Below are 21,505 nucleotides of genomic sequence, written 5' to 3' on the forward strand. Positions count from 1 at the left end.
TGAGAGTTTGTTCTTTCACTCTATAAATTTCCACTATTAATTTAACACCATCGCTTTGTCATTTAAAAGACGATCTAATTCTTCCATATGATTTGTTTCATCTGCAATCATATCTTCTAACTTTACAACTAACTCTGTCATATTTAATTTCGCTGCCTGTTCTTTTCTCGTTTCATAACGCTTAATTGTTTCATATTCTGATTGTCTAGCGTATTCTAACATTTCTCTAACATCTTTTACTTGTTTCACTGGTAAAGGGATCGTAGTAGGTGTACCACCTAGCGTCTTAATTTTCTCCGCTAAATATAGGGCATGTCCTTGTTCATCACTAATTTCAGATTCAAAGAAAGGTTTTAACACTTGTCTATATATACCAGAAACTGTAGCTGCATTATGGTTGTACATAATAATTGCCGAGTATTCTCCTGCTAAATCTTCATTCAATCCTTCGATTAGTTCTTTCACATCGTGTGACATTTTTATATCTCCTCCTATACTTAATAACTACCCCTTTTCTCATGTTTTAAACATAATTATTTAAAATTTTTATGTATCTAAAAACGCTGCTTGCTTCAATTTACTTATCGCTTGTCTTTTAATACGAGAAACGTGCATTTGTGAAATACCTAACCGCTCTCCTGTATCCTTTTGATTTAAATTTTCTCCAAATATATAATGAATAACACTCTTTTCCGTATCATTTAATACGTTAAAAATATCATCTAAAACGAGACGTCTTTCTGTCTGTTCATATCCTTGCTCTACTTCACCTACAGATTCAATTCTCGCTACCGAACTTCCATCAGATGAATTTTCAACTACATCATCTAAGGAAGATACTTGATAATTATTTTTCGCATCCATAATTTCTAGCACTTCCTCTTCGGATAGTCCTAAATGATCTGCAATCTCTATAATCTTCGGTGAACGTTGCAGGTGATCTGTTAGCTCCTCTATCGCAAGTTTAATCTTTCCGCCTAAATCTTTAATTCGCCTTGGAACATGAATACCCCAAGTTTTATCACGTAAATACTTCTTTATTTCGCCTACTATCGTAGGTATTGCAAACGGCTCAAAAGCATTCCCTATCGAATAATCATACCTTCTTATTGCGCCTAAGAGTCCTAACATTCCTACTTGTATAATATCCTCATGCATCGGCCCACCTTTTGAATAGCGATATGCAATGGAATATACGAGATTTTTATAATGATTAACCAATCTTTCCTGCGCTTCATCACATTGTTTTTGTTGGAATTCTGCAATTAGTTTAATAACGTCTTCTTTAGTAAGATTTGTAGGTTGAGATTGGATTTCCATCATTCTCCACCTGCTCTCTTTGTATATATTTTGTCATTAAAACTGTCATGCCCTCATCATGCATAATTTGTATATCATCCATTAACGTATTTATTAAATATAAACCTAAACCATTTTCCGGCAAATGTTCTACTGGCTTATTAATATCATACGGACCAACTTTACTTTTTAAGGTGCTAAAATCAAAGCTAACTCCATTATCCGCAACCATAATTTCTAATCGATCTTCATATAGACCAAAGACAATTGTAATTTCTCCAACGTCTTCTTTATATGCATGTTGTACAATGTTTGTACATGCTTCACTAATAGCAATTTTCATATCTTCTATATCGTCATAAGCAAAGCCCATTCGATTCGCAACACCAGCCATTGTTAAACGAATAATAGCCACATATTCTGCTTTTGCAGGAATTTTCATTTCTATCTTTTCAAATTTCTCCATCATCCCTAGTCACCTTCTTTCTACTTTTTCAAAATCTGAATTCAAATTTAATATTTCTGTTAGTCCTGTAATATCAAATAATCTTTTTAGTCTTTTAGATACACCAATAAACTCTAGTTTTCCATCATTTTTCTTAATTGCTTTTAATAGCGCTATAAAAACGCCTAAACCTGTACTATCCATATAATCTACCTTATTAAAATCTACTACTATATAAACCTCTTTCTCACTTGCAATAGGCATTACCTTATTTTTTAAATCTGATGCCGTATACGCATCAATCTCACCATTAAGTTGTACTGTATAACCTAAATCATTTTGCAAAATATTTATTGCCAAATTCATCATTTCCGCCCCCTTATCTCAAACTACTACTATTTAATTACCCATAAAAATTAGTTTTAAACATATTTTTTCATTTTAATTATAAATAAATTTTCTACACCTTTCTCAGCTTAACACTAAAAAAAATACTACCAAATGTTTAAACCTTATAAATTTGTGTATGTATAATGTATAAACATTATTTTTAGGGGGATCTATCTATGGAAGAGCACAGCTTTAAAAAGGGAGATTTTGTTCAATTTTCTTATCGACACGATCATGCTACAAAATTAATTGGTTCCATTATTAACATACTAACGAATACAATTGTAGTTGATATAGGTAATAGCGAGGACTTATCTCATATAGAACCGAGGCAGGTCGTAAGAATAAATAATTGTAAAAAAGTAACGACAGCTTAATATGTAATCTCAATCAGTGGGGCCATCCTCACTGATTCCTATGTAAAATACATAAAAAAGCATCCAAATTATTTTAATTGGATGCTTTTTTATGTATTTTTATCAGTTTATTAACTTTATAGCTACATATAACAAACTTAAGATTACTATTCATTATCATACTTACGCTTTCCTTAGCATTCTAGAAAAGAATGTAACGATTAAAATAAAGACGATTGCACCTAATAAAGCTGGAAGAATAAAGATACCTCCCCATTCAGGGCCCCAGTGACCAAATAAGGCACTACCTACCCAAGATCCGATTAATCCAGCAATAACATTACCAACTATGCCTAAAGGAAAGTCTTTTCCCGTAATCATTCCAGCTAACATACCAATAAGTCCACCTACAATACACGTAATAATAAGTCCCACAATTAGACCTCCTATATATTTTTATAATGGATTTATCAAGCTTTGGCGTTTAACCAAAGCTTGATAAACATGTATTATTCTTTGTTATCCAATCCATCACTTATCTTTTGTTTCACTTTTCCGACTTTTTCTTTTACAGTTCCCTTCGTCTTCTCCCACTTCCCTTCATTTTTCAACTCTCTATCTTCTGTAACTTCACCAATTCCTTCTTTTACTTGCCCCTTTTTCTTTTCAACTTTACCAGTAATTTGTTCTTTTAGCCCGCTCTCACTCATATTTCCAATCTCCTTTTCGTAATAGATTTGTAGATTTAAAGAGTATGAATTTAAATAGAATACGTGCATCTTCTTTCTTGTAACCATTCACCGACTCTTTCTAAATCCTTAACGAATAACAAGATTTTCCCTTCATCCAGTTTTTCTTCATAAAAGTTAGCTTCTTCCTCATTAAGTCCTAATTCTTGCATCTTATTTCTTAACTGATCTCCTGTTTTTTGAAAAACATTAATAATACTTGTCCCAAGTCCCTCTTCTTTTATTCCAATTGTATTCACGTCTGCATTGTCTGCGATTCTATCTGTCCTTTCTTTCTCATGTGTTAATACGGAAATATCTTTTTGGTCGATTCCTTTCTTCACTAGATCATTCGCTGCATTCATGACCTCTTTCTCCGTAATAAATTCATATACAAAAGGTTTACTATACTTCGTTTCCATCTTTAACTTCCTCCTCTAAAATGAATTATTTGTTATATTATATGTAATACACCCATTTTCGAAATGTTAAACATAAAATATGAAAAAAATTATGTGAATTTTGATTTTGATAGAGAATGAACCGCATATTTTTCATATATACGCTTCATATTATTCATACGAACATCATTAAAACTAGTAAACATGTCTCCCTATGATTTACAAAATTATCTCCTTACAATAACTACCTAAAATAACAGAAAATTGCTATAATTAAACGTAAGGAGGGATACTATGAAAAAAATCATATCTATATGCGCTCTAACCGCTCTATCTTTCACTTTAATAGGCTGTACAAGCACTTCTACTACAAATAATACTCCAACAACTAAGCAAGAAAATACGAAAAATGCCATTCAATTAAACTCTGCAGACATTACCAACATTGAGATGCTTAGAACAACAAGTAATACTAGTTCCAAATCTCAAACAGATAACGAGGAAATGATACAATCAATCGCTTCAGCAGTCCAAAAAGGAACACCGAAAACAATCACACTAGATCAAAAAAAGAAACAATCTGCGCATTCTACTATAACCGTTACATATAAAGATGACTCAAAAGAAGAGTTTCTTGTGTGGGTTGATAATACGGAACAAATTACGATTGCTAAAGATGAGAAGAAAGATAAAGTAGAAGCTGTAACGGTGAATATTAAAGGCGCTAAGCTAATGAAGGATTTTTTTAAAAATGATAAAACATAAAAGGATCCCCATCAACTTAAGGATTCAAATTTAGCAAAAAATTTTGTTCAGAAACACTATAAAATTCCAGCCTAATAGGTAAGTGGCGAGACCGTATATTATTAAACTTAAAATGTTTCAAATCGAAGGAAGACACCTTATAAGGTGTCTTTTCTTTATTTACAAAAGGACCTGCTCCATTCATAAATGCATAAAGTAAATTGAATCCGTTAAAACACATGAGTGAACCTTTGTCTTCCCCCTCCTATCTAAAGGAGGAACTGTTATGGGCTTTGGTGGTAGTTGTGGCGGCTGTGGCTTCGCTGGAGGATTTGCTTTATTAGTTGTATTGTTTATTTTATTAATCATCGTTGGAGCTGCTTGCTTCTGCTAAAAAACTATCGGAAAAGATCCCCGTGCTAAACAAAAAATAAAATAAGCTGTCCATATGGACAGCTTATTTACATAATTATCGTTCTCGGAAGTAAAGTTTTAAAAGTAATTTATCCATAGTGATATTAAAATTACTACTAACAGGGGGAGCACCACATTGCCATCAACCTAAGCTTTTGAGATACCCCCCATAACGAAATTTTCACCTTTTTACAGTTATTTATGAGAATTCAGCTCATTTTTTCGTTTTGGGGAACAATCAATTTCTTAAGTTGATGGGTATGTGATAATGCTTCCATTTGAACAAATTTTCCTTTTCCATACCGATCACACACCTTTTGTAGAGTAATAGTATCAGCATATCCCAGTTTAAGAGGTTACTTACAAAATATTTAGAATTTTTTTTGCGAGAATCCTCCGAAATGTAATACGGACTTTAAATATTTTCATTTATAATTCTCTATTTGTCTATACTTTTCATACCGCTGTTGTATAAGCTCTTCCGAGGATAATAGTATCAATTTTTTTAGAGATGATTCGATTACAGATTCAATCACTTTTGCCTGTGATTTTATATCATTTTGTGCTCCACCTTTAATTTCAGGAATGATTTCATCAATAATTCCTAAATGTTTTAAATCTTTTGCTGAAATTTTCATATGTTCAGCAGCTTCTGGAGCATACTTAGCATCCTTCCATAGGATAGATGCTGCTCCTTCTGGCGAAATTACCGAGTACCATGAATACTCTAACATATGGATATGGTTACCGACACTAATGCCAAGAGCTCCACCACTTGATGCCTCTCCAATTACAATACAAACAATTGGCACTTTAAGTGTAGCCATTTCAAATAGATTTCGAGCTATCGCTTCAGAAATTCCACGTTCTTCAGACCCTTTCCCTGGATAGGCGCCTATTGTATCAATAAATGTAATAATAGGGCGATTAAATTTATCAGCTTGTTTCATAAGTCTTAGCGCTTTTCTATAACCTTCTGGATGTGCCATTCCAAAATTTCTTTCTATATTTTCCTTTGTATTTCTACCTCTTTGATGACCAATAACCGTAACGGGCATCCCTTTAAATTTTGCAATACCACCTATCATTGCTTTATCATCACCATATAATCGATCACCATGAAGTTCGAGAAAGTTTGTAAACAATAAAGGTATATAGTCCAATGTCGTGGGCCGGTTACGAAGCCTTGCAATTTGAACTCGTTGAAAAGGTGTAATATTAGAATAAATTTTATCTTGCATTTTATTTAAACGTTTTTCTAATACATGAATTTCTGGCGATAAATCTACATTATTTTCTTTCATAATTTTCTTTAATTCATCAAATTTCTCTTTTAATTCAATAATAGGACGTTCAAAATCCAAACTCATTTTACCCTCCAAATGTTATGATTTACCTCACTCTAATCAAAAGGCTTAGAAATAGAATCAATAAATAATTCAAAACCATCCACAACTATTTTTTGTTCTGATTCTGATAAATTATTGAGAATACTTTGATAAAATGTAATGGATTGCTCTCTTAAGCAATTAACAGTTATGTGACCTTTTTCTGTGAGGTGCAGAAAAAGTTCTCTTCTATTTTTTTCATTTACTTCACGATAAATAAGCCCCTTTTTTACTAACTTATCTACCAATCTACTTACAGTTGAAGTCTCTAATCTAAGTTTATTGGATAGTTGCCAAACAGTTAATTTTTCCACCTCTAGTTCCTCTAACGCCATCATTTGAGAAGTTGGTAAAGGTTTTTCAAATGGTCCATTGGGCAAATTTTGAGATTCAAAAACCCCAGTTATTATAATCATTTTCTTAATATCTGTTCTTAGTTTTAAGGCATCTTCTCTTTTCAAAAAGGTCACCCTCCTACAATTAATGTATCATACATCAATTGTATTATACATGAATATGTTTTTTTCACAAGCTTAACGTAAGCCAATATTACAACATGGACGAGATATTTCTTCTTGTTAAAATGGTATAAGTGGATTGTTTTCTACAAATGGCAGAACATCAATTATGTATCAGGGGCCTTTATGGGGTACCGCTCATCGCAATCAAGCTAAGAAAATAAAACTACCCAAAAAACGAAAATTTTGTGATAACTTGTAACAAAAAACTCATAATTTTTTGGGGGAGTTCTAAATTCTTAAGTTGATGGGCATGGGGGAGCACCAACAAAACGCGAATTTCGTACGCTAAGAGATCATCGGTTTCTTACTGTTTAGTTGTTTCTAGTGGTTGTAGAGAGTCTACTGGTGCACTTTCTCTTTTGCTAAATCGGTATTCTCCTAGAAAGTTAATGTGTTCCCACCTTACTGGAGAACTATGTTTTAATAATTCTTCATCAAATTGTTCTTTTTTCTTCAAAGCTTTTATTGCTTCACTTAAATAAATAATATTCCACATACTAATTGCATTAATTAAGAGGTTTAGTGCACTACTTCTTTGAAGTTGATCTTGTAGCACTCTTTCTCGTAATTCACTATGTTTTTCAAAGAAAATAGCGAAAGGCAAGACGATGAATACATTTACAAAGTAACAAAACTGTAAGAATGCACGAATGTTTGTAAGAAAGTTCGATGTTTTCCTTTTTCATTTTTTATTATAGTGAAAAAGAAGAACGAAATATTCTCTTATGTAGGAAAGGAAGATAATAATGATTGATCTATTAAATAAATGGATGTTAGAAAGTACAGGCAATTTCAATATCGTTGTAGGACTTACAGCACTTCTATTTTTGGGTTCAGTAATTGCACTTATTATTATTTACAAAAAAATTGGTAAACCATATGAAAGAACAAATCCTATTTATTTAAAAATTACTTCTCGTATGTTTACTACTCAAATTCTAATGAATGCTATATTTATTTCTTTAGTTGGTAAAGATATTGAGAATTTCCGTCAAATCTTTATATTATTTGAAGCCTTTGTATTCTTCGTTGGAGCTATTTATTCGTTTAAATTATATAGACAGGAATACAAATAATCCACTTATAAGTACACTTGCAAATATATTTACAAGTGTACTTATAAGTGGAGATAACAGGGTTCTTGCTATGTACAGTAAAGTGAATTTTTCAAATCAGGGGTACTGTAAAGTGACAAAAAAGTTGTTTAATTTAAAATAAAGTCGCTTAAAAAATAATAAAGTTGTTTAAAAATCTAAGTTTTATTCAACAATCGGGCCATTTTCTTGAGTAACACTTTAATGAAAATAATTATGGAGCAAAAAAATTGTGAAGATTTTCCCTTAAACTAAAGGGTTGTAAAGGGGGAAATCTAAATGGTTGAAAATGCTCAAACAAACAGTAATTCGGTAATTTCTTTAAACCTTGGTATTATTTAGATCCTAATACCATTTATCGGTTTTTTTTAGTGGTTTAGGAGTTGTAGTTGCTAGAAAAGCGACAAAAGAAATTGTAGAAAAAAACCAAAGTGGTAGTGGATTAGCTACTTCCGGTTTAATTTGTAGTGTGGTGGGAATTATCATTCAAATCTTTTTAGTACTCAGTATTCTCGTTTTCTATTCTTTAAGAATTGTAGGATATCTTATTAAACTAAAGGGCCAGTCCTGCCATGGTTTGGGCGTTCAAAGCGTCGCAAACCATGAATAGGATTGGCTTACTATGGGGAGTAGTTTAGTGTTTTATTAATAATTTCTATTTTTTGCCACATGAAGAAATTCCTTAACCGCAGGAGAAGCATTTGCAATTGATTGACAGGCAAGTGCTACTTCACGGCTGTTTTCAATATTTAGTTTGCTGATTTTTATGTTTTGCTGTGTCTTTAAAAATAATTCTGGACCTATCGTAACGCCAAGTCCTTCCTGTACCATATTAGCGATGGTTGTACAGTCGTGTACTTCAAAAAGAATAGATGGTTTAATTTGCGCTTCTGCAAATAATTCCTCAACATGTGATTGGTACATCCCTGTTGGCATAATAAAGGATTCATACATTAAATCATTCATTTCTACTATTTCTTTAGAATGAAATTGATGATCAGGGTGATAAGCGACTACCATCTTGTCTTTAATCAAAGGAACCAAATCGAAATTTGGGTTTGATTTTCCTTTTACTACAAATCCAATGTCAATAATGCCTGAACCTAACCATTCCGTAATCTCTTCATAGGTTCCTTCGTAAAATTTAAATTCTATTTTAGGATGCTTTTTCCGGAATTTTGCAAGTAATTTAGGCAATAAGCAGGAAGAAGCACTTGCAAAAGTGCCGATACGAATAATACCTGCTTCCAAGCTTGTCATAAGCGCAATTTCTTGATTAATGACTTCCACTCTTTTCAATATTTCTCTAATATGCGGCAGAATTTTTTGTCCTATATCTGTAAGTGTTATTCCTTTTTTTCGATCACGAATTAATAAAGAAACTCCCCATTCAGATTCTAAACTCGCAACTGCATGACTCACGGCAGATTGGGTCATATTTAATGTTTCAGCAGTTTCTGTAAAGCTTCCTTGCTCAACCACTTTTGCAATGATTTCGTAGCGTACAATAGTCATGAGTAATTACTCATCTCCTTTATTAAAAACATCAATTTTACTTATGTTAACATGGAACATAAAATAAAAACAGTAGTTCAAATATAAGGAGATGTACAAATTGAAAAATAATATGAATCAACTAATCATCATACTTTTAGCTTTAGGGGCTTTTGTAACAGGAACAGCAGAGTTTGTTGTCTCTGGAATTTTAGAACTGATTTCTTTTGAATTAGATATTTCAATTTCAATGGCTGGTCAGTTGATTACGATTTATTCTTTATCTTATGCTATTGGAGCTTTGATCTTGGTCATGCTAACGTCTAAATTGGATCGTAAAAAAGTACTTTTATATGCTATCTCTATATTTATTCTAGGGAATCTAGTTGCATTTTTTAGCTATAATTTTGTCTTTCTTATGTTATCTAGAGTCATTATGGCGATGAGTGGAGGGTTATACATTGTTGTTGCCACCAATTATGCTGCGCAAATTGCAGTTCCAGAAAAAAGAGGTAGTGCTATGGCAACAGTCATTACAGGTTTCACTGTTTCATTAGTACTTGGAGTACCTATCGGAACATTTTTAGCTGGACATTTTGATTGGCACTATATTTTCTTAATTATTGCGCTTGGCACAGTTTTTTTAATAATAGGACTTTACAAATTATTACCATCAATAAAAGGAAACCAACCGCTGCCATTTACACAACAGCTACAAATTATGAAAGATAAACGAGTCCTTACTGGTTTAATGACAACGATCTTTTGGATTTTAGGATATACGATGGTGTTCGCCTACATTGCTCCATTATTAAGTCATACTGCTGGTTTTTCTATAGAAATGACAAGTATCGCTTTATTTGTTTTAGGCACTTTTGCTTTTATTGGCTCACGCTTTGGAGGATATGCGGTAGACAGATGGGGACCTAATCGAACGATTTCATTAAGTTTATGTGTTCATATCATCTCTTTATTTGTACTAACATTTACACAGTATAGGGCAGTCGGTGTATTTGTCACACTAGCTTGTTGGGGAGTAGCAACTTGGACAACGACACCAGCAAAGCAGTTTTATCTGATTTCACTAAAACCACAATCCTCTGAAACAGTACTCAGTTTTAATACCGCCTTAATGAATGTTGGAATGATGCTAGGTTCTGCATTAGGAGGAATCATTATTCAGTATACAAATATAGTGAATTTAAGCTGGATTGGAGGATTATTCGGTATACTTGCACTTATTTTTATCAGATATTCTTTCTATTTAAATAGAAATTTTATGAAGAATCACCAATTTTAAGGATAAAAATACTCCCCAATACCAGCATTTCAAAAACTTGTTGAAGGTTTTGAAAGGGGAAATCATCACCCACCTTTGCAGTTGTGAAGGGAGAGGAAATGTATATTAGAACGAACGTACCGAATATCAAGTTCGCTGTGCATTTAACGCCTTTTGTATTGAAGAAGAGAACAAGGAAACTTTCATTAGAGTATGACTAATGAGTATAGGATTTGATAAATATTTTAGTTATTCCATTAAAGGGCGCTATTCTTTTATAGAGAAGCGTCTTTTTCTTGTATTTCAAGTGTTCTCATGGTTAAGTAATTTTTTTGTTTTCTGCGATTGTTGAATAACTAACGTATAAAAGAGACTCTCCTTGAACATAATAGAATCTAGATTAATTGATTTATAGAATGGGAGCGTGAAGAATAATGTTATTATCTGAGGCCTGGGAACGGTATCAATTAGATAAAAAAATTGAGGGATATTCACCTCTGACTTTAAAAACATATTGTTTTCAATATAATCTTTTATTACGTTATTTTGGTGACATTAACATGAGTGAATTTACTACAGAAAAACTAAAGGGTTACTTAATTGAAGCAGGAGAACACTTAAAGCCATCTAGTTTAGGACACCGAGTTCGTTGCATCAAATCACTTTTTAGATGGACACATGATGAAGGTTTTATTCTTAAAAACCCTGCTGCTAAATTAAAAGAGCCGAAATTAGGCAAAAAAATCCCAAAATTCCTTTCGGAACTAGAGATTGAACATCTTAGGGAAGCATGTCATAACTCAATGGAGAATGCATTATTTGAATTTTTGTATTCTACTGGCTGCCGTATTGGGGAAGTCGTAAAACTGAATCGTGTCGATATTAACTTCTCAACAAATTCTGTCATTGTACATGGGAAAGGTGATAAAGAAAGGGAAGTATACTTTAATACTCGTTGCACCATTTGGTTAAAAAGGTATCTAGATGAAAGAGATGATGAGGAGCCTTGTTTGTTTATTACGGAAAGAAGGCCAAAAAGACGTATGAGTATTGATAACCTAAGATTTATTATCAAACGTATATCAAATCGTGCCAGGATTAAAAAGAGTATTCATCCTCATCAATTACGTCACAGCTATGCTACACATATGATTAACAACGGTGCGCCACTTGAAGTGATACAAAGCTTACTTGGTCATGAGAAGAGTGAAACCACGAGAATATATGCTCAGCTGAGCGGAAAGTTGAGACACGATTTTTATATTAAATATTTTTGAAAGCTAGAAATTAATCTTTAATCAAAATCGAGGCGTGCATATATAAAGACGTGTCTTTTTGAATTGCGCCATTTAATAGAATAACTCCTTGTACAATTTATTTGAGTTTAATTAATCTAAAGGGAGTTGGCCCACCATCATATTTTCTAGCTACCATCTATCTTGGTGGTTCCACACCCTACCATGAGACCGTAAAAATACATATTGTGTGGACCTTTTGGGATTAGTGCAGGTATGTAAAAATTTTAGCAAGGGTATGAATGTAGTATTTAACGACTTTAAGCTTACAGACGGCCGTCCTGTATAAGTATCCCTTATGTGTTGGAAGTTAATTAATTGCCTGGGAAGACGAAAAAAAGTCTGCTCTTAAAAAGTGCACAATCAGCGGGCAATCCGTTTAATGAGCTACTTGAAACGATCATTGAAAATTCACCTAAAGTGAGGGGAAATGATGTATAGACCAATATGGGCTGAAATTAGCCTTAGCAATATTTCACATAATATTAGTGAATTTCGAAGAATAATACCTAACTCAACAATAATAATGGCCACCGTAAAAGCGAATGGTTATGGTCACGGTGCTGTCGAGGTTTCCAAAAAAGCGATTAATAGTGGAGTGGATTATTTAGCAGTGGCCAGTTTAGAAGAAGCTATTAAACTACGAAAATCAGATATTCAGGCACCTATACTTATACTTGGATACACACCTCCATCAGCAGCGAATCATGTTGTTTATTGGGATTTAACACAATCAATTTTTGATATAGAACATGCAGAAGCATTATCAACGTCTGGGCAGATCTTAGGAAAAAAGGCAAAGGTTCACGTCAAAGTCGATACAGGAATGGGACGATTGGGACTTCAAGCAGAAGAAGCAAGTGATTTTATCCATATCGTGTCACGAATGGATGGGCTCTATCTAGAAGGAGTGTACTCACATTTTGCTACCGCAGATGAAGCCGACAAACGGTATGCAGAAAAACAAAAGAACCGATGGAAAAGGTTATTGGAAGAATTGGAGAAACGAAAAGTTTCTATTCCCCTATTTCATATTGCGAATAGTGCTGCAACAATAGAAATGCCAGATATGACCTACGATATGGTTCGTATTGGAATTTCAATGTATGGTCTTTATCCATCTAAAGAGGTGAATAAAACAAAAGTTAATCTTAGACAAGCAATACAGTTAAAAACCAAAGTCATCTATATTCAGACACTTGAGAAAGGGTATGGCGTATCATATGGAGCAACTAACATTGAAAGAGATAAAGCAATTATTGCAACTATTCCAATTGGGTATGCAGATGGGTATTCGAGGCGATTATCTGGAACGGCTTATGTCCTTATACACGGACAATTAGCTCCTGTTTTTGGTAAAATATGTATGGATTTTTGTATGATTGATGTTACTGATATTAAGGGTGTAAATATTGGTGATGAGGTGGTAGTTTATGGAGGTCAAGGGGATTATTTCATATCATTAGATGAAGTGGCAAGTATGTTAGGAACCATATCGTATGAAGTTGCTTGTAACTTGGGTCAGAGAGTTCCTAGAATTTACAAATAAAAAGCTAAAGACAGCATTCATCATAATTATCTCGATTGTTATGTATTAGGTCACTGTGTTGAAAAGATCTGAAATGGATGTAGCGTCATAAGCTTTTTCCCAGAATAAATACATAGCTTTATTCAAAACATGTTCTTTGTTAAAATTTATACTTCTACCCATTTTAAAACACCCCCATTCATATAATTTACTTTGAAATCAAGTCTTCCATTAAAGGGCGCTATTGTTGAATAAAAATTAGATTTTTAAACGACTTTATTATTATATTTTTTAGTGTAGTGAAATACCTTACTTTAAAAATTAAACAACTATATTTTTAACCCCGTCCTAAATTTAGAACGGGGTTATGCTTGGTTGAGCTTTTAAAATTAAATAACTTTATTATCATTTTACAGGTACCACTAGCATTTTGAAAAAAACACGCTAAGCAAAAAAACAATAAGCCGCCCATATGGATAGCTTATTTACATAATTCTCGTTAACGGAAATTAACTTATCGTTTATTTAAGATTAGTAATAATTCATAATATCTCTTTTACTTTTCCCAATAAACTTCTCCACTTTGAATTTTTTTAAAACTTCTTTCCAACCTTCTTCTGTAAATTTATCCTTATCTGACTTTTTTACAGAAATTAGTTCTGAATACCCTACCTCTTCTGTCTTATTTTCTTTTGTTGAGATAGATTCTGCAACTTCAATCTTTTCAGGAACAATAGGGGTACTTTTTTGAGTTAATACAGTACTATATATTCCTACAATACCAAGCATCAAAGCAAAAGATAATATCACAGTGGTTTTATTCATCTTTTTTATATTCATCGAATTTATTACCTCCTTTTTATATTTTTATTGTATATCATATTCATGCTAGGTTAACATAACGTTTCATTATCGGTAGCAAGGAAATAGGCGGACCCTTACTCTCACAAGGAATCCGCCTTTTTCTTTTTCTATCATTCTATACATCTTTTTATACATTTCTATTGTGGCGCGGGTTTTCGGGTTCTCGTTTGTTATTGGATTAGCCGAAAAACTGTATAAAATCTTGCATGCTCTTAGCGGGGTGCCGCCAACAAAACGCGATTTCGTACGCTAAGAAAAAAGCCTTGCTACATAGGTAATGTAGCAAAGCTTTTTTAAGTTGTTTAATTCTCGCTCCACTATCGGCTTTGTTAACTAACACTTTAATTATTTTAACAGCCTTTTGTTTAATTCCCACAAAGCCGTTTTGTTACTATCCCATTTTAAAAGCGTTACGGCTTCCTCAAAGCACAGCCATTTATAATTGAAGTGTTCTTTAGATAATTTAATATTTTTTGTAGGAACTTTAACTCCAAAAGAAAATTCTTTTATTACATAAACATCTTCGCCCCAAAGAAATTCACCAACTACATTCTCTACTGGTAGTGAAGACACAGAATCTAGTTTTATATATGGACTTTCTCTTGTAATACCAGCCTCTTCAAATGCTTCCCGTTTTGCTGATTCAGTAGGAGTCTCACCATCTTCTCCACCACCAGCTATTCCTTGCCAATAACCATAATCACTTCGATTAAAAATGGCATATTGAATGGAATCGTCAGTTTTTATATAAGGAAATATCAATACTTGATACGGTGCTCTCATTGCTTAACCTCCTTCCGAAAAAATATGAACAATTTATTCACTAACTTGCTATTTTAGTAAATAAAGTATTTGCATTTAAACTTTATAAAACTCAAATGTATTTTTTTCTAAACATATTGTTTCATTGGAATTTTTGATAATAATATCAAAACGTTGACTATATGGATGCATAAACACTTCATACTGAATCCGACGTTCTTCATGAGACTTCCTTAAGTAATTAATATCGGCTCCTCTTTCAATAATATCACGGCTAGACCTTCTCATTAATTCTGTTTCTCCATCTGTATAGAAGTAAATTTTCAAATCAAATAAATTTGGATTAATAAATGCGACACTCATTCCTTCTACAATCGTCACCTTATTTTTCGTAGAAATTAACTCACTTTTTATATAATGTGTATCCATTGTATAAAAATCTAAACCAGCTCTTACCATTTGAACATCTCTTTCTAACGCAGACAAATGATGGGCTGATGGATGACAAGCTGTCATTTTATCATAATGATTTTCATTCTGATATGTATAGTGGATATTTGTATACTTTCGTACATTTGAACTAACAATGTATGGATCTGTATTAATATAACTCACTTTATTTTGATTTAATTGGTTTATGAGCTTATTGGCGAACGTTGTTTTTCCGGCAGCACCGTGTCCTGAAATGCCAATAACAATCTGTTCATCGGTCATACTAATCCAATTTATAATTTCTTGTAATAACTTTTTCATTATTCTCCCCCTGTTACTAATATACCCCCTTATTTACATCATCTTAATATAGAGGTATCCTACTGTAAAATCATGCATGAAGTGAAAAAAATGGTATGATTATCCATCATATCATCTCTATTTTTAAAAAACTATATTAATTTTCGAAGGATTTTATTGTTATTTGGTGTAGTACCACACGTCCATCAAGCTAATATTTTGAAGTGTCCCCAAAACGAAAATTTTATTATTTTACAGTTGTTTATAAGAACTTAGCTTATTTTCTTTGTTTTGGAGAACTACCAATTTCTTAAGTTGACGGATGTGTAAGGCTGCCTCACAAAGAACAATGTAAAAGTAACATCCATAATTTTGCACTCGCCCTATTTTACGTTTACTCTGATTCTGTCATTTCATCTATATGAATCTGTTTTCCTGTGAATAGTTTGTAAAACAGATGTGTGCGAATATCTAACAATTTATGTAGCGCATGCCATTGGCTCCAATGGTGTGCGTTTTGATTATATATATATATGTTTGGAGTGCCGGTGGCACTTTTTCTTTATATCCTAATCAAAAAAACGTAGGCTCATGCATACCGATATTCACCTCCTACCTAAAATTGGTATTTCACACCTTCACATTTTTGAGGAATGAGTCTTTTGTCGGAAAACAATAAAATCTTATTAATTTTTATAATTAGTAGAATTTTTATAGAAATAATCTTCTTAATCTATTAAAATTATATCGAATGATGTCAGATTGTATCGTATGATGTCAGATTGTAATAAGGGGAGAGAAAATTTTATGTTGAAAAAAATCATTCCAGTTGCTTTAGCATTAAGTACAGTTACTTTTTCAAGTGTATTTGCTGCGCCTCCAGCTCAAGCAACTACAGAACCAAACCGCTACATAGATGTACAAATGCTCGGTATTAACGATTTTCATGGGCAACTAGACACTGTAAAGAAAATTAACAATAAAGATGCAGGGGGAATCGAGTACTTAGCGGCTTATTTACGTGATCATGAAAAACAAAATCCGAATACATTAAAGGTTCATGCTGGCGATGTTGTTGGAGCAAGTCCTCCTGTTTCAGCATTATTACAAGACGAACCCACGATTGAATTTCTAAATGATTTAAAATTTGATGTTGGAACCATAGGAAATCATGAATTTGATGAAGGTATTGAAGAAATGCACCGCCTTATTTATGGTGGATACCATGAAAAAACAGGGAATTTTAAAGGAGCAAAATTCCCATATGTTGCCGCAAATTTCTATAATAAATCCACCGGTCGTCTATTTTTACCACCATTTACTATAAAAAAGGTACAAGGAGTTCCTGTTGGCTTTATCGGAGTCGTAACAACAGATGTTCCTAACCTTGTTATGCCTACTATGCTAAAGAATGTAGAAATTACAGATGAAGTTGAAGCCATTAACAAATCCGTAAAGAAATTAAAAGAACTTGGCGTTAAATCTATCGTTGTTCTTGCACATAACGGAGGTACAACAGATGAGAACGGCGTAACAAATGGTGATCTCGTCCGACTAGCAAATGAGACTGATCCAGAAGTCGATGTTATTTTTGGGGGGCATAGCCACACCTATGTAAATGGAACTGTTAATAATAAACTTGTCGTACAAGCAAATTCTTATGGAATGGCTTTTGCTGATGTTGATGTAAAGATTGATCGTAAGACAAAAGATATTGTTGAGAAAAAAGCAGAAATTATTACAACCTACCATGAAGGCATAGAACCTGATAAAAAAATAAAGAAAAAGATGGAGAAATATCAAGAAAAAATCGCACCTCTTGTCAATGAGGTTGTTGGTAAATCTACAGCTCCACTAGATCGAAAACAAAATACGGCCGGCGAATCTACTCTCGGCAATTTAATCACTGATGCTCAGCGTGCAACAATGCAATCCCAAATTGCTCTTATGAACCCTGGTGGTATTCGTAATGACTTAGATGCTGGTGATATTACATGGGGAGAGGTATATGGCATTCAACCATTCGGAAATCAATTAATAAAAGTTAATTTAACGGGTCAAGACATTCGTGATATTTTAAATCAACAATGGCAAAAAGACATAACAAGAATGCTTCAAATTTCTGGGATCCAATACACTTGGGATGCGAACAAGCCAAATGGAGAAAAAGTCACAAGTATTCGCTTAACAAATGGAGAAGAAATTATTCCTTCTAAAACTTACAGCGTCGTTGCGAACGCATTTCTAGCTTCAGGTGGAGATGGATTTGTGTCCTTTAAAAATGGGAAAGATGCTGAAACAGGACCAACTGATTTTGAAGCATTAGTAGATTATATAAAACAAGCAAAAGAACCAATTCAGCCTATTATTGATGGAAGAATTCAAAAAATAAATTAGCTTTTCATTAATCTCAAAATACCTAGATTACCTGTTCGCTATACTTTTTAGTGTGCAGGTAATCTAATTTTTCTTGTGTGGGTTTGAAATAAAGTCCTACCGTGGTCAACGGATTTACCATCGATATGCAAAGTACCGAAAAAAAGTAAAGCCAACAAAAAATAACCCCAAAATCAACTTTTATTGTTTATTTTGGGGTTATTTGACGTTTACATTAATTTGGACCGATTTGAATTATCTGGATATACTTTCCACCTACAATACTATATAGCTCTCACATGTTCAGAAAAACGGCTTTTTCTTTTAAAAACTTTGCTTAACGTACGAAATTCGCGTTTTGTTGGTGCTACACCATCCGCCATCAAGCTAAAATTTTATAGTACCCCCAGAACGAAATTTTTATCTCTCTACAGTTATTTATATGAATTCAGCTCGTTTTTTTCGCTTTGGGAGATAATTAATTTTTTTAACTTGATGGCGATGAGGTGGTACCCCTACTAAACGAGCAATTATCTGGTGTCAATTTACATTTAAGGTTGCTCCAGCCATATTTGCATAAGATGGGCCTGCTGCTTGCATAACTATTGCGGTCATTACTGGAACCGTGACACCTACTCCTAAATTGATTATTGAGAAAATAATTGCTAATAACAAATATGACATATATGGATAAATTCACCAGAACATCCTTTTTTGTTGTATGATTAATTAGGTGGTATTATTTCTAAAATTAATCATGGAATTTCTTTAGCAAATCCTGAACTGTTTAATAGCTTAGTCGAAAACTGAATTGAACATGATGCCCTGCCGAAAGAAGTAAAAGAAGTTAATTAAGTTCTCTTTTAACCCTAGATAAACAGCAATATATGTTCTAGCTCCCTTAAATGTTGCAAGGAGGTGGTGAAATTATGAATAAAAAAACTTGGTTTATATTTACTTTTTCAGCTATTTTAATAGCTGGTTATGCTGTTTTCCAATGTTTTATTATGGATGGATTTCAAGCAGGGTTTGTCCAAATGAAGCTTATGTTTCTATCTAAAATGAGTGCGTTTTGGTACATTATGTTATTTCTACATATTGCAACTAGTGTAGTAGCATTAGTAATTGGTCCTTTTACATTATCCACAAAATTTAGAGAAAAGAATATCAGTCGCCATCGAATGATTGGAAAAATCTATATGATTGGTGTATTATTTGGCTGCGTTTCAGGACTTTATTTATCCTTTTACGCTACGGGAGGATTAGTAGGAAAGCTTGGTTTCGGTTTGTTATCCGTATTTTGGCTAACATCGGCATATCAAGCATTAAACAAAGTTAAGAATAAAAAAATTCAAGACCATCGGAATTGGATGATCAGAAATTATTCCTTAACCTTTGCGGCAGTTACATTAAGAATTTGGCTACCTTTATTTGTATTGCTATTTGGACTGGAGCATTTCGAACTTAGTTATGCTGTTATTGCTTGGTTAGCGTGGGTGCCAAATTTAATCATTGCAGAATTATTTATAAGACAAAGTCTTAATAAAGGACAACAACAAAAAAATGCTGATTTACATTTTTGATGCAATTTATACGTAACTCGACTGAATCCCTTGATGGCAACCCGAAAGGAAGGCCGATGTCTTCCCGCCCTACATAAGAAGATCACCTTAGTGTGTCTTTTTTTTATTTTCAAAAGGACCTGCTCAATTCATAAATGCATAAAGTAAATTGAATCCGTTAAAACACATGAGTGAACCTTTGTCTTCCTCCTCCTATCTAAAGGAGGAACTGTTATGGGCTTTGGTGGTAGTTGTGGCGGCTGTGGCTTCGCTGGAGGATTTGCTTTATTAGTTGTATTGTTTATTTTATTAATCATCGTTGGAGCTGCTTGCTTCTGCTAAAAAACTACCGGAAAAGATCCCCGTGCTAAACAAAAAATAAAATAAGCTGCCCATATGGACAGCTTATTTACATAATTATCGAAAGCGGAAGTTAAAAGCTTTTAGTTTCTTGCTCAATTAAAGCACTACATTAATCTAGAAATTCAAGTAATTTAAATTTTTCAATTATCATTGACTTATATTTGATAGCTTCATACTGTGAATTATCAATTTTTGTCTTTTTTATATTTAACATATCAAATATTTCTCTTTCAATATCTCTTCTTGCTTCTAAAACTTTAATTGTTCCGTCTAAACCGTGATAGCCTTTCATTTTCGCATACCCTTGATTTGTATAATACTCAATAAATCCAGCAGACCATTCTTTTGCTCTTTCATTAAATACCTTTCTGAATGAGAATTCCAAATCATCTTGTTCTATATAAAACAATACTGGATTTAATTTCTCTATGATTTTCGCTAATGCATTAATATAACTTATAACTTTCTCTTTTTTTTCACCATATTTAACCATTCCGATTGTTAATGGATTTTGTATGAAGCAACATTCAAAAATATAAGTTTTATTTTCGTTGTTGGCTATTTCAACAAAATCCCTCCATTTTTCAGTTATTAATTCAATATTCCTCTCTAGCGGTAATTCATATATATCATTTTTGAAAATGGTATTTAATAAACTTTCAGGAAAATTAGAGCCGTATTCATTTTTAATTTTTTTATATGGCAATAAATAATTGTTTCCTCGCTTCGTGACTCTATCACTAATTACTTCCCTAAAATTACCACTATTCACTAACAAACTTTCGAATTCACTTTTATCAAAACAAGATACCCCATCATAATCAGCAGGGTGGTCTGGATTCCCTTCAAGAAATAACTCAACGTCAATATTTTTTTCAATTAGAATATCGTAAAGCAAGTTTGCAGTGGTGGATTTCCCAAAGCCAGGAAGCCCTTCTACTATGATTAATTTTGTATTCAAAAAAATCCACACCTTTCTAAGACAAAATAAAAAGTTTTAAATTAAAAATAAATTGTCCACTGAACTCACCCCTAATATCCAATATTAGAGTAATTCCACTATTTTCATAATTTCCCTTCTATCACTAAACTGCCCTTTCGTTGAACAAGGAGCAATGTATAAAATATACATTGCTAATTACATAATTATTTATTATCAGTAGCAAGAAAAAAGCGAATCCCTACTCTCAAAAGAAATCCACTTTTTCTTTGGCTAGGTGCTCTAAAACATGAGGAGACATATGTCGTTGTAATTCTTCAGCGATCGGTTGAAGTTCGTCAAGAATCGAAAGATTCATAAAGAAACGCCATCCTTTCCTATAATTATACAGAAAGGATAACGTCTTTTTTGCTTTATGGATAGTGCAAAAACTTAGTTCCTTATATATATTTACATAATTAGCGAAGGAGGATCTATACTTTCTCTAAAAAACCGCTTCTATTTTATAGAGAGGCGGTTTTTTAAATGAA

The 21,505-nt window shown here is 32.9% G+C and carries 25 protein-coding genes and 1 pseudogene; 10 read left to right on the forward strand and 16 right to left on the reverse strand.

What is annotated here, in order from left to right:
• Nucleotides 1-36 precede the first annotated feature (36 nt).
• The 4 genes from BG05_RS26030 to rsbV all read right to left on the reverse strand — a co-directional run bounded on the left by BG05_RS26030 (nt 37) and on the right by rsbV (nt 2,113).
• Nucleotides 37-477, reverse strand: coding sequence for a ferritin-like domain-containing protein (locus BG05_RS26030; protein ID WP_002186521.1), 441 nt, complete (start codon nt 475-477; stop codon nt 37-39).
• A 69-nt stretch (nt 478-546) separates the two neighbouring features.
• A complete protein-coding gene (sigB, locus tag BG05_RS26035; protein ID WP_002186522.1) occupies nt 547-1,323 on the reverse strand; it encodes an RNA polymerase sigma factor SigB in 777 nt (258 codons plus the stop codon).
• Nucleotides 1,286-1,768 carry an anti-sigma B factor RsbW gene (gene rsbW / locus BG05_RS26040; RefSeq protein WP_000970215.1) on the reverse strand — a complete coding sequence of 161 codons (483 nt, stop codon included), beginning with the start codon at nt 1,766-1,768 and terminating at the stop codon, nt 1,286-1,288. Before rsbW ends, sigB begins: the two co-directional genes overlap by 38 nt.
• Before the next feature lie 6 nt (nt 1,769-1,774).
• On the reverse strand, nt 1,775-2,113 hold the full coding sequence (gene rsbV, locus BG05_RS26045) for an anti sigma b factor antagonist RsbV (RefSeq protein ID WP_002011067.1): 339 nt from the start codon (nt 2,111-2,113) through the stop codon (nt 1,775-1,777).
• A gap of 197 nt (nt 2,114-2,310) precedes the next feature.
• On the opposite strand from rsbV, the gene BG05_RS26050 reads away from it, so the two are divergent.
• Nucleotides 2,311-2,511 carry a hypothetical protein gene (locus tag BG05_RS26050; protein ID WP_003187724.1) on the forward strand — a complete coding sequence of 67 codons (201 nt, stop codon included), beginning with the start codon at nt 2,311-2,313 and terminating at the stop codon, nt 2,509-2,511.
• Nucleotides 2,512-2,673: 162 nt separating this feature from the next.
• On the opposite strand, the gene BG05_RS26055 is transcribed toward BG05_RS26050, so the two are convergent.
• The 3 genes from BG05_RS26055 to BG05_RS26065 form a co-directional block, all read right to left on the reverse strand.
• Nucleotides 2,674-2,925, reverse strand: a complete 252-nt coding sequence (locus BG05_RS26055; protein WP_000522906.1) for a GlsB/YeaQ/YmgE family stress response membrane protein — start codon at nt 2,923-2,925, stop codon at nt 2,674-2,676.
• 74 nt (nt 2,926-2,999) lie between these two features.
• Nucleotides 3,000-3,200 carry a CsbD family protein gene (locus BG05_RS26060; protein WP_000004264.1) on the reverse strand — a complete coding sequence of 67 codons (201 nt, stop codon included), beginning with the start codon at nt 3,198-3,200 and terminating at the stop codon, nt 3,000-3,002.
• Nucleotides 3,201-3,250: 50 nt separating this feature from the next.
• Complete coding sequence (locus tag BG05_RS26065) at nt 3,251-3,640, reverse strand: YflT domain-containing protein (protein ID WP_003193634.1); 390 nt, start codon at nt 3,638-3,640, stop codon at nt 3,251-3,253.
• Between the two features lie 273 nt (nt 3,641-3,913).
• Here BG05_RS26065 and BG05_RS26070 point away from each other — a divergent pair, with 273 nt between their 5' ends.
• Nucleotides 3,914-4,384, forward strand: coding sequence for a hypothetical protein (locus BG05_RS26070; RefSeq protein WP_016126667.1), 471 nt, complete (start codon nt 3,914-3,916; stop codon nt 4,382-4,384).
• Nucleotides 4,385-4,649: 265 nt separating this feature from the next.
• Nucleotides 4,650-4,757 (forward strand): YjcZ family sporulation protein, encoded by a 108-nt coding sequence (locus BG05_RS30285; RefSeq protein ID WP_000505670.1) that lies wholly within the window; start codon nt 4,650-4,652, stop codon nt 4,755-4,757.
• 445 nt (nt 4,758-5,202) lie between these two features.
• Here the strand turns inward: BG05_RS30285 and BG05_RS26080 are convergent, their stop codons facing one another.
• The 3 genes and pseudogenes from BG05_RS26080 to BG05_RS31275 form a co-directional block, all read right to left on the reverse strand.
• Nucleotides 5,203-6,147 carry an acetyl-CoA carboxylase carboxyltransferase subunit alpha gene (locus BG05_RS26080; RefSeq protein WP_000050726.1) on the reverse strand — a complete coding sequence of 315 codons (945 nt, stop codon included), beginning with the start codon at nt 6,145-6,147 and terminating at the stop codon, nt 5,203-5,205.
• Between the two features lie 32 nt (nt 6,148-6,179).
• A complete protein-coding gene (locus tag BG05_RS26085) occupies nt 6,180-6,626 on the reverse strand; it encodes a MarR family winged helix-turn-helix transcriptional regulator (RefSeq protein ID WP_000817662.1) in 447 nt (148 codons plus the stop codon).
• Between the two features lie 364 nt (nt 6,627-6,990).
• A pseudogene (locus BG05_RS31275) lies at nt 6,991-7,281 on the reverse strand (Tn3 family transposase); the annotation flags it as partial.
• A 151-nt stretch (nt 7,282-7,432) separates the two neighbouring features.
• Here BG05_RS31275 and BG05_RS26095 point away from each other — a divergent pair.
• Nucleotides 7,433-7,762: a hypothetical protein gene (locus tag BG05_RS26095; protein ID WP_002168994.1), complete on the forward strand. Its 330-nt coding sequence runs from the start codon at nt 7,433-7,435 to the stop codon at nt 7,760-7,762.
• Nucleotides 7,763-8,425: 663 nt separating this feature from the next.
• Here the strand turns inward: BG05_RS26095 and BG05_RS26100 are convergent.
• Nucleotides 8,426-9,295, reverse strand: a complete 870-nt coding sequence (locus BG05_RS26100; protein ID WP_003193624.1) for a LysR family transcriptional regulator — start codon at nt 9,293-9,295, stop codon at nt 8,426-8,428.
• A gap of 91 nt (nt 9,296-9,386) precedes the next feature.
• Here BG05_RS26100 and BG05_RS26105 point away from each other — a divergent pair, with 91 nt between their 5' ends.
• From BG05_RS26105 to alr, 3 genes are all read left to right on the forward strand, one after another.
• Entirely contained in the window at nt 9,387-10,574 is a 1,188-nt protein-coding gene (locus BG05_RS26105) for an MFS transporter (protein WP_003193623.1), read from the forward strand.
• Between the two features lie 413 nt (nt 10,575-10,987).
• Nucleotides 10,988-11,830 carry a tyrosine-type recombinase/integrase gene (locus tag BG05_RS26110; RefSeq protein ID WP_000926951.1) on the forward strand — a complete coding sequence of 281 codons (843 nt, stop codon included), beginning with the start codon at nt 10,988-10,990 and terminating at the stop codon, nt 11,828-11,830.
• A 451-nt stretch (nt 11,831-12,281) separates the two neighbouring features.
• Nucleotides 12,282-13,397: an alanine racemase gene (gene alr, locus BG05_RS26115; protein ID WP_016126666.1), complete on the forward strand. Its 1,116-nt coding sequence runs from the start codon at nt 12,282-12,284 to the stop codon at nt 13,395-13,397.
• A 510-nt stretch (nt 13,398-13,907) separates the two neighbouring features.
• Here the strand turns inward: alr and BG05_RS26120 are convergent.
• The 3 genes from BG05_RS26120 to BG05_RS26130 all read right to left on the reverse strand — a co-directional run bounded on the left by BG05_RS26120 (nt 13,908) and on the right by BG05_RS26130 (nt 15,755).
• Nucleotides 13,908-14,216: a hypothetical protein gene (locus BG05_RS26120; protein ID WP_016126665.1), complete on the reverse strand. Its 309-nt coding sequence runs from the start codon at nt 14,214-14,216 to the stop codon at nt 13,908-13,910.
• 369 nt (nt 14,217-14,585) lie between these two features.
• Nucleotides 14,586-15,023, reverse strand: a complete 438-nt coding sequence (locus BG05_RS26125; RefSeq protein ID WP_003193614.1) for an NUDIX hydrolase — start codon at nt 15,021-15,023, stop codon at nt 14,586-14,588.
• 75 nt (nt 15,024-15,098) lie between these two features.
• Nucleotides 15,099-15,755, reverse strand: a complete 657-nt coding sequence (locus BG05_RS26130; RefSeq protein WP_003193613.1) for a uridine kinase family protein — start codon at nt 15,753-15,755, stop codon at nt 15,099-15,101.
• Nucleotides 15,756-16,541: 786 nt separating this feature from the next.
• Here BG05_RS26130 and BG05_RS26135 point away from each other — a divergent pair.
• Complete coding sequence (locus tag BG05_RS26135) at nt 16,542-18,131, forward strand: bifunctional metallophosphatase/5'-nucleotidase (RefSeq protein ID WP_003193611.1); 1,590 nt, start codon at nt 16,542-16,544, stop codon at nt 18,129-18,131.
• Nucleotides 18,132-18,650: 519 nt separating this feature from the next.
• On the opposite strand, the gene BG05_RS26140 is transcribed toward BG05_RS26135, so the two are convergent.
• On the reverse strand, nt 18,651-18,794 hold the full coding sequence (locus tag BG05_RS26140; protein WP_232294816.1) for a methylenomycin A resistance protein: 144 nt from the start codon (nt 18,792-18,794) through the stop codon (nt 18,651-18,653).
• 245 nt (nt 18,795-19,039) lie between these two features.
• Here BG05_RS26140 and BG05_RS26145 point away from each other — a divergent pair, with 245 nt between their 5' ends.
• Nucleotides 19,040-19,693, forward strand: coding sequence for a DUF2306 domain-containing protein (locus BG05_RS26145; protein WP_033734567.1), 654 nt, complete (start codon nt 19,040-19,042; stop codon nt 19,691-19,693).
• A 213-nt stretch (nt 19,694-19,906) separates the two neighbouring features.
• A complete protein-coding gene (locus BG05_RS30300) occupies nt 19,907-20,014 on the forward strand; it encodes a YjcZ family sporulation protein (protein WP_000505670.1) in 108 nt (35 codons plus the stop codon).
• Between the two features lie 130 nt (nt 20,015-20,144).
• Here BG05_RS30300 and BG05_RS26150 read toward each other — a convergent pair whose 3' ends face one another.
• A complete protein-coding gene (locus BG05_RS26150) occupies nt 20,145-20,996 on the reverse strand; it encodes a P-loop NTPase family protein (protein ID WP_003193607.1) in 852 nt (283 codons plus the stop codon).
• Between the last annotated feature and the right edge of the window lie 509 nt (nt 20,997-21,505).

This window comes from Bacillus mycoides (genome assembly GCF_000832605.1).
Taxonomy (GTDB): Bacteria; Bacillota; Bacilli; order Bacillales; family Bacillaceae_G; genus Bacillus_A; species Bacillus_A mycoides.

What these genes read in the sequence shown, in the direction of transcription:
- BG05_RS26060 (WP_000004264.1), bottom strand. Translation starts at nt 3,200, where the DNA reads ATGAGTGAGAGCGGGCTAAAAGAACAAATTACTGGTAAAGTTGAAAAG.
- BG05_RS26050 (WP_003187724.1), top strand. Translation starts at nt 2,311, where the DNA reads ATGGAAGAGCACAGCTTTAAAAAGGGAGATTTTGTTCAATTTTCTTAT.
- BG05_RS26110 (WP_000926951.1), top strand. Translation starts at nt 10,988, where the DNA reads ATGTTATTATCTGAGGCCTGGGAACGGTATCAATTAGATAAAAAAATT.
- BG05_RS26145 (WP_033734567.1), top strand. Translation starts at nt 19,040, where the DNA reads ATGAATAAAAAAACTTGGTTTATATTTACTTTTTCAGCTATTTTAATA.
- BG05_RS26120 (WP_016126665.1), bottom strand. Translation starts at nt 14,216, where the DNA reads ATGAATATAAAAAAGATGAATAAAACCACTGTGATATTATCTTTTGCT.
- BG05_RS26100 (WP_003193624.1), bottom strand. Translation starts at nt 9,295, where the DNA reads ATGACTATTGTACGCTACGAAATCATTGCAAAAGTGGTTGAGCAAGGA.
- BG05_RS26105 (WP_003193623.1), top strand. Translation starts at nt 9,387, where the DNA reads ATGTACAAATTGAAAAATAATATGAATCAACTAATCATCATACTTTTA.
- BG05_RS26125 (WP_003193614.1), bottom strand. Translation starts at nt 15,023, where the DNA reads ATGAGAGCACCGTATCAAGTATTGATATTTCCTTATATAAAAACTGAC.
- BG05_RS26070 (WP_016126667.1), top strand. Translation starts at nt 3,914, where the DNA reads ATGAAAAAAATCATATCTATATGCGCTCTAACCGCTCTATCTTTCACT.
- BG05_RS26095 (WP_002168994.1), top strand. Translation starts at nt 7,433, where the DNA reads ATGATTGATCTATTAAATAAATGGATGTTAGAAAGTACAGGCAATTTC.
- BG05_RS26030 (WP_002186521.1), bottom strand. Translation starts at nt 477, where the DNA reads ATGTCACACGATGTGAAAGAACTAATCGAAGGATTGAATGAAGATTTA.
- rsbV (WP_002011067.1), bottom strand. Translation starts at nt 2,113, where the DNA reads ATGATGAATTTGGCAATAAATATTTTGCAAAATGATTTAGGTTATACA.
- alr (WP_016126666.1), top strand. Translation starts at nt 12,282, where the DNA reads ATGTATAGACCAATATGGGCTGAAATTAGCCTTAGCAATATTTCACAT.
- BG05_RS26065 (WP_003193634.1), bottom strand. Translation starts at nt 3,640, where the DNA reads ATGGAAACGAAGTATAGTAAACCTTTTGTATATGAATTTATTACGGAG.
- BG05_RS26140 (WP_232294816.1), bottom strand. Translation starts at nt 18,794, where the DNA reads ATGTCATATTTGTTATTAGCAATTATTTTCTCAATAATCAATTTAGGA.
- BG05_RS26135 (WP_003193611.1), top strand. Translation starts at nt 16,542, where the DNA reads ATGTTGAAAAAAATCATTCCAGTTGCTTTAGCATTAAGTACAGTTACT.
- BG05_RS30285 (WP_000505670.1), top strand. Translation starts at nt 4,650, where the DNA reads ATGGGCTTTGGTGGTAGTTGTGGCGGCTGTGGCTTCGCTGGAGGATTT.
- BG05_RS26130 (WP_003193613.1), bottom strand. Translation starts at nt 15,755, where the DNA reads ATGAAAAAGTTATTACAAGAAATTATAAATTGGATTAGTATGACCGAT.
- sigB (WP_002186522.1), bottom strand. Translation starts at nt 1,323, where the DNA reads ATGATGGAAATCCAATCTCAACCTACAAATCTTACTAAAGAAGACGTT.
- rsbW (WP_000970215.1), bottom strand. Translation starts at nt 1,768, where the DNA reads ATGATGGAGAAATTTGAAAAGATAGAAATGAAAATTCCTGCAAAAGCA.
- BG05_RS30300 (WP_000505670.1), top strand. Translation starts at nt 19,907, where the DNA reads ATGGGCTTTGGTGGTAGTTGTGGCGGCTGTGGCTTCGCTGGAGGATTT.
- BG05_RS26080 (WP_000050726.1), bottom strand. Translation starts at nt 6,147, where the DNA reads ATGAGTTTGGATTTTGAACGTCCTATTATTGAATTAAAAGAGAAATTT.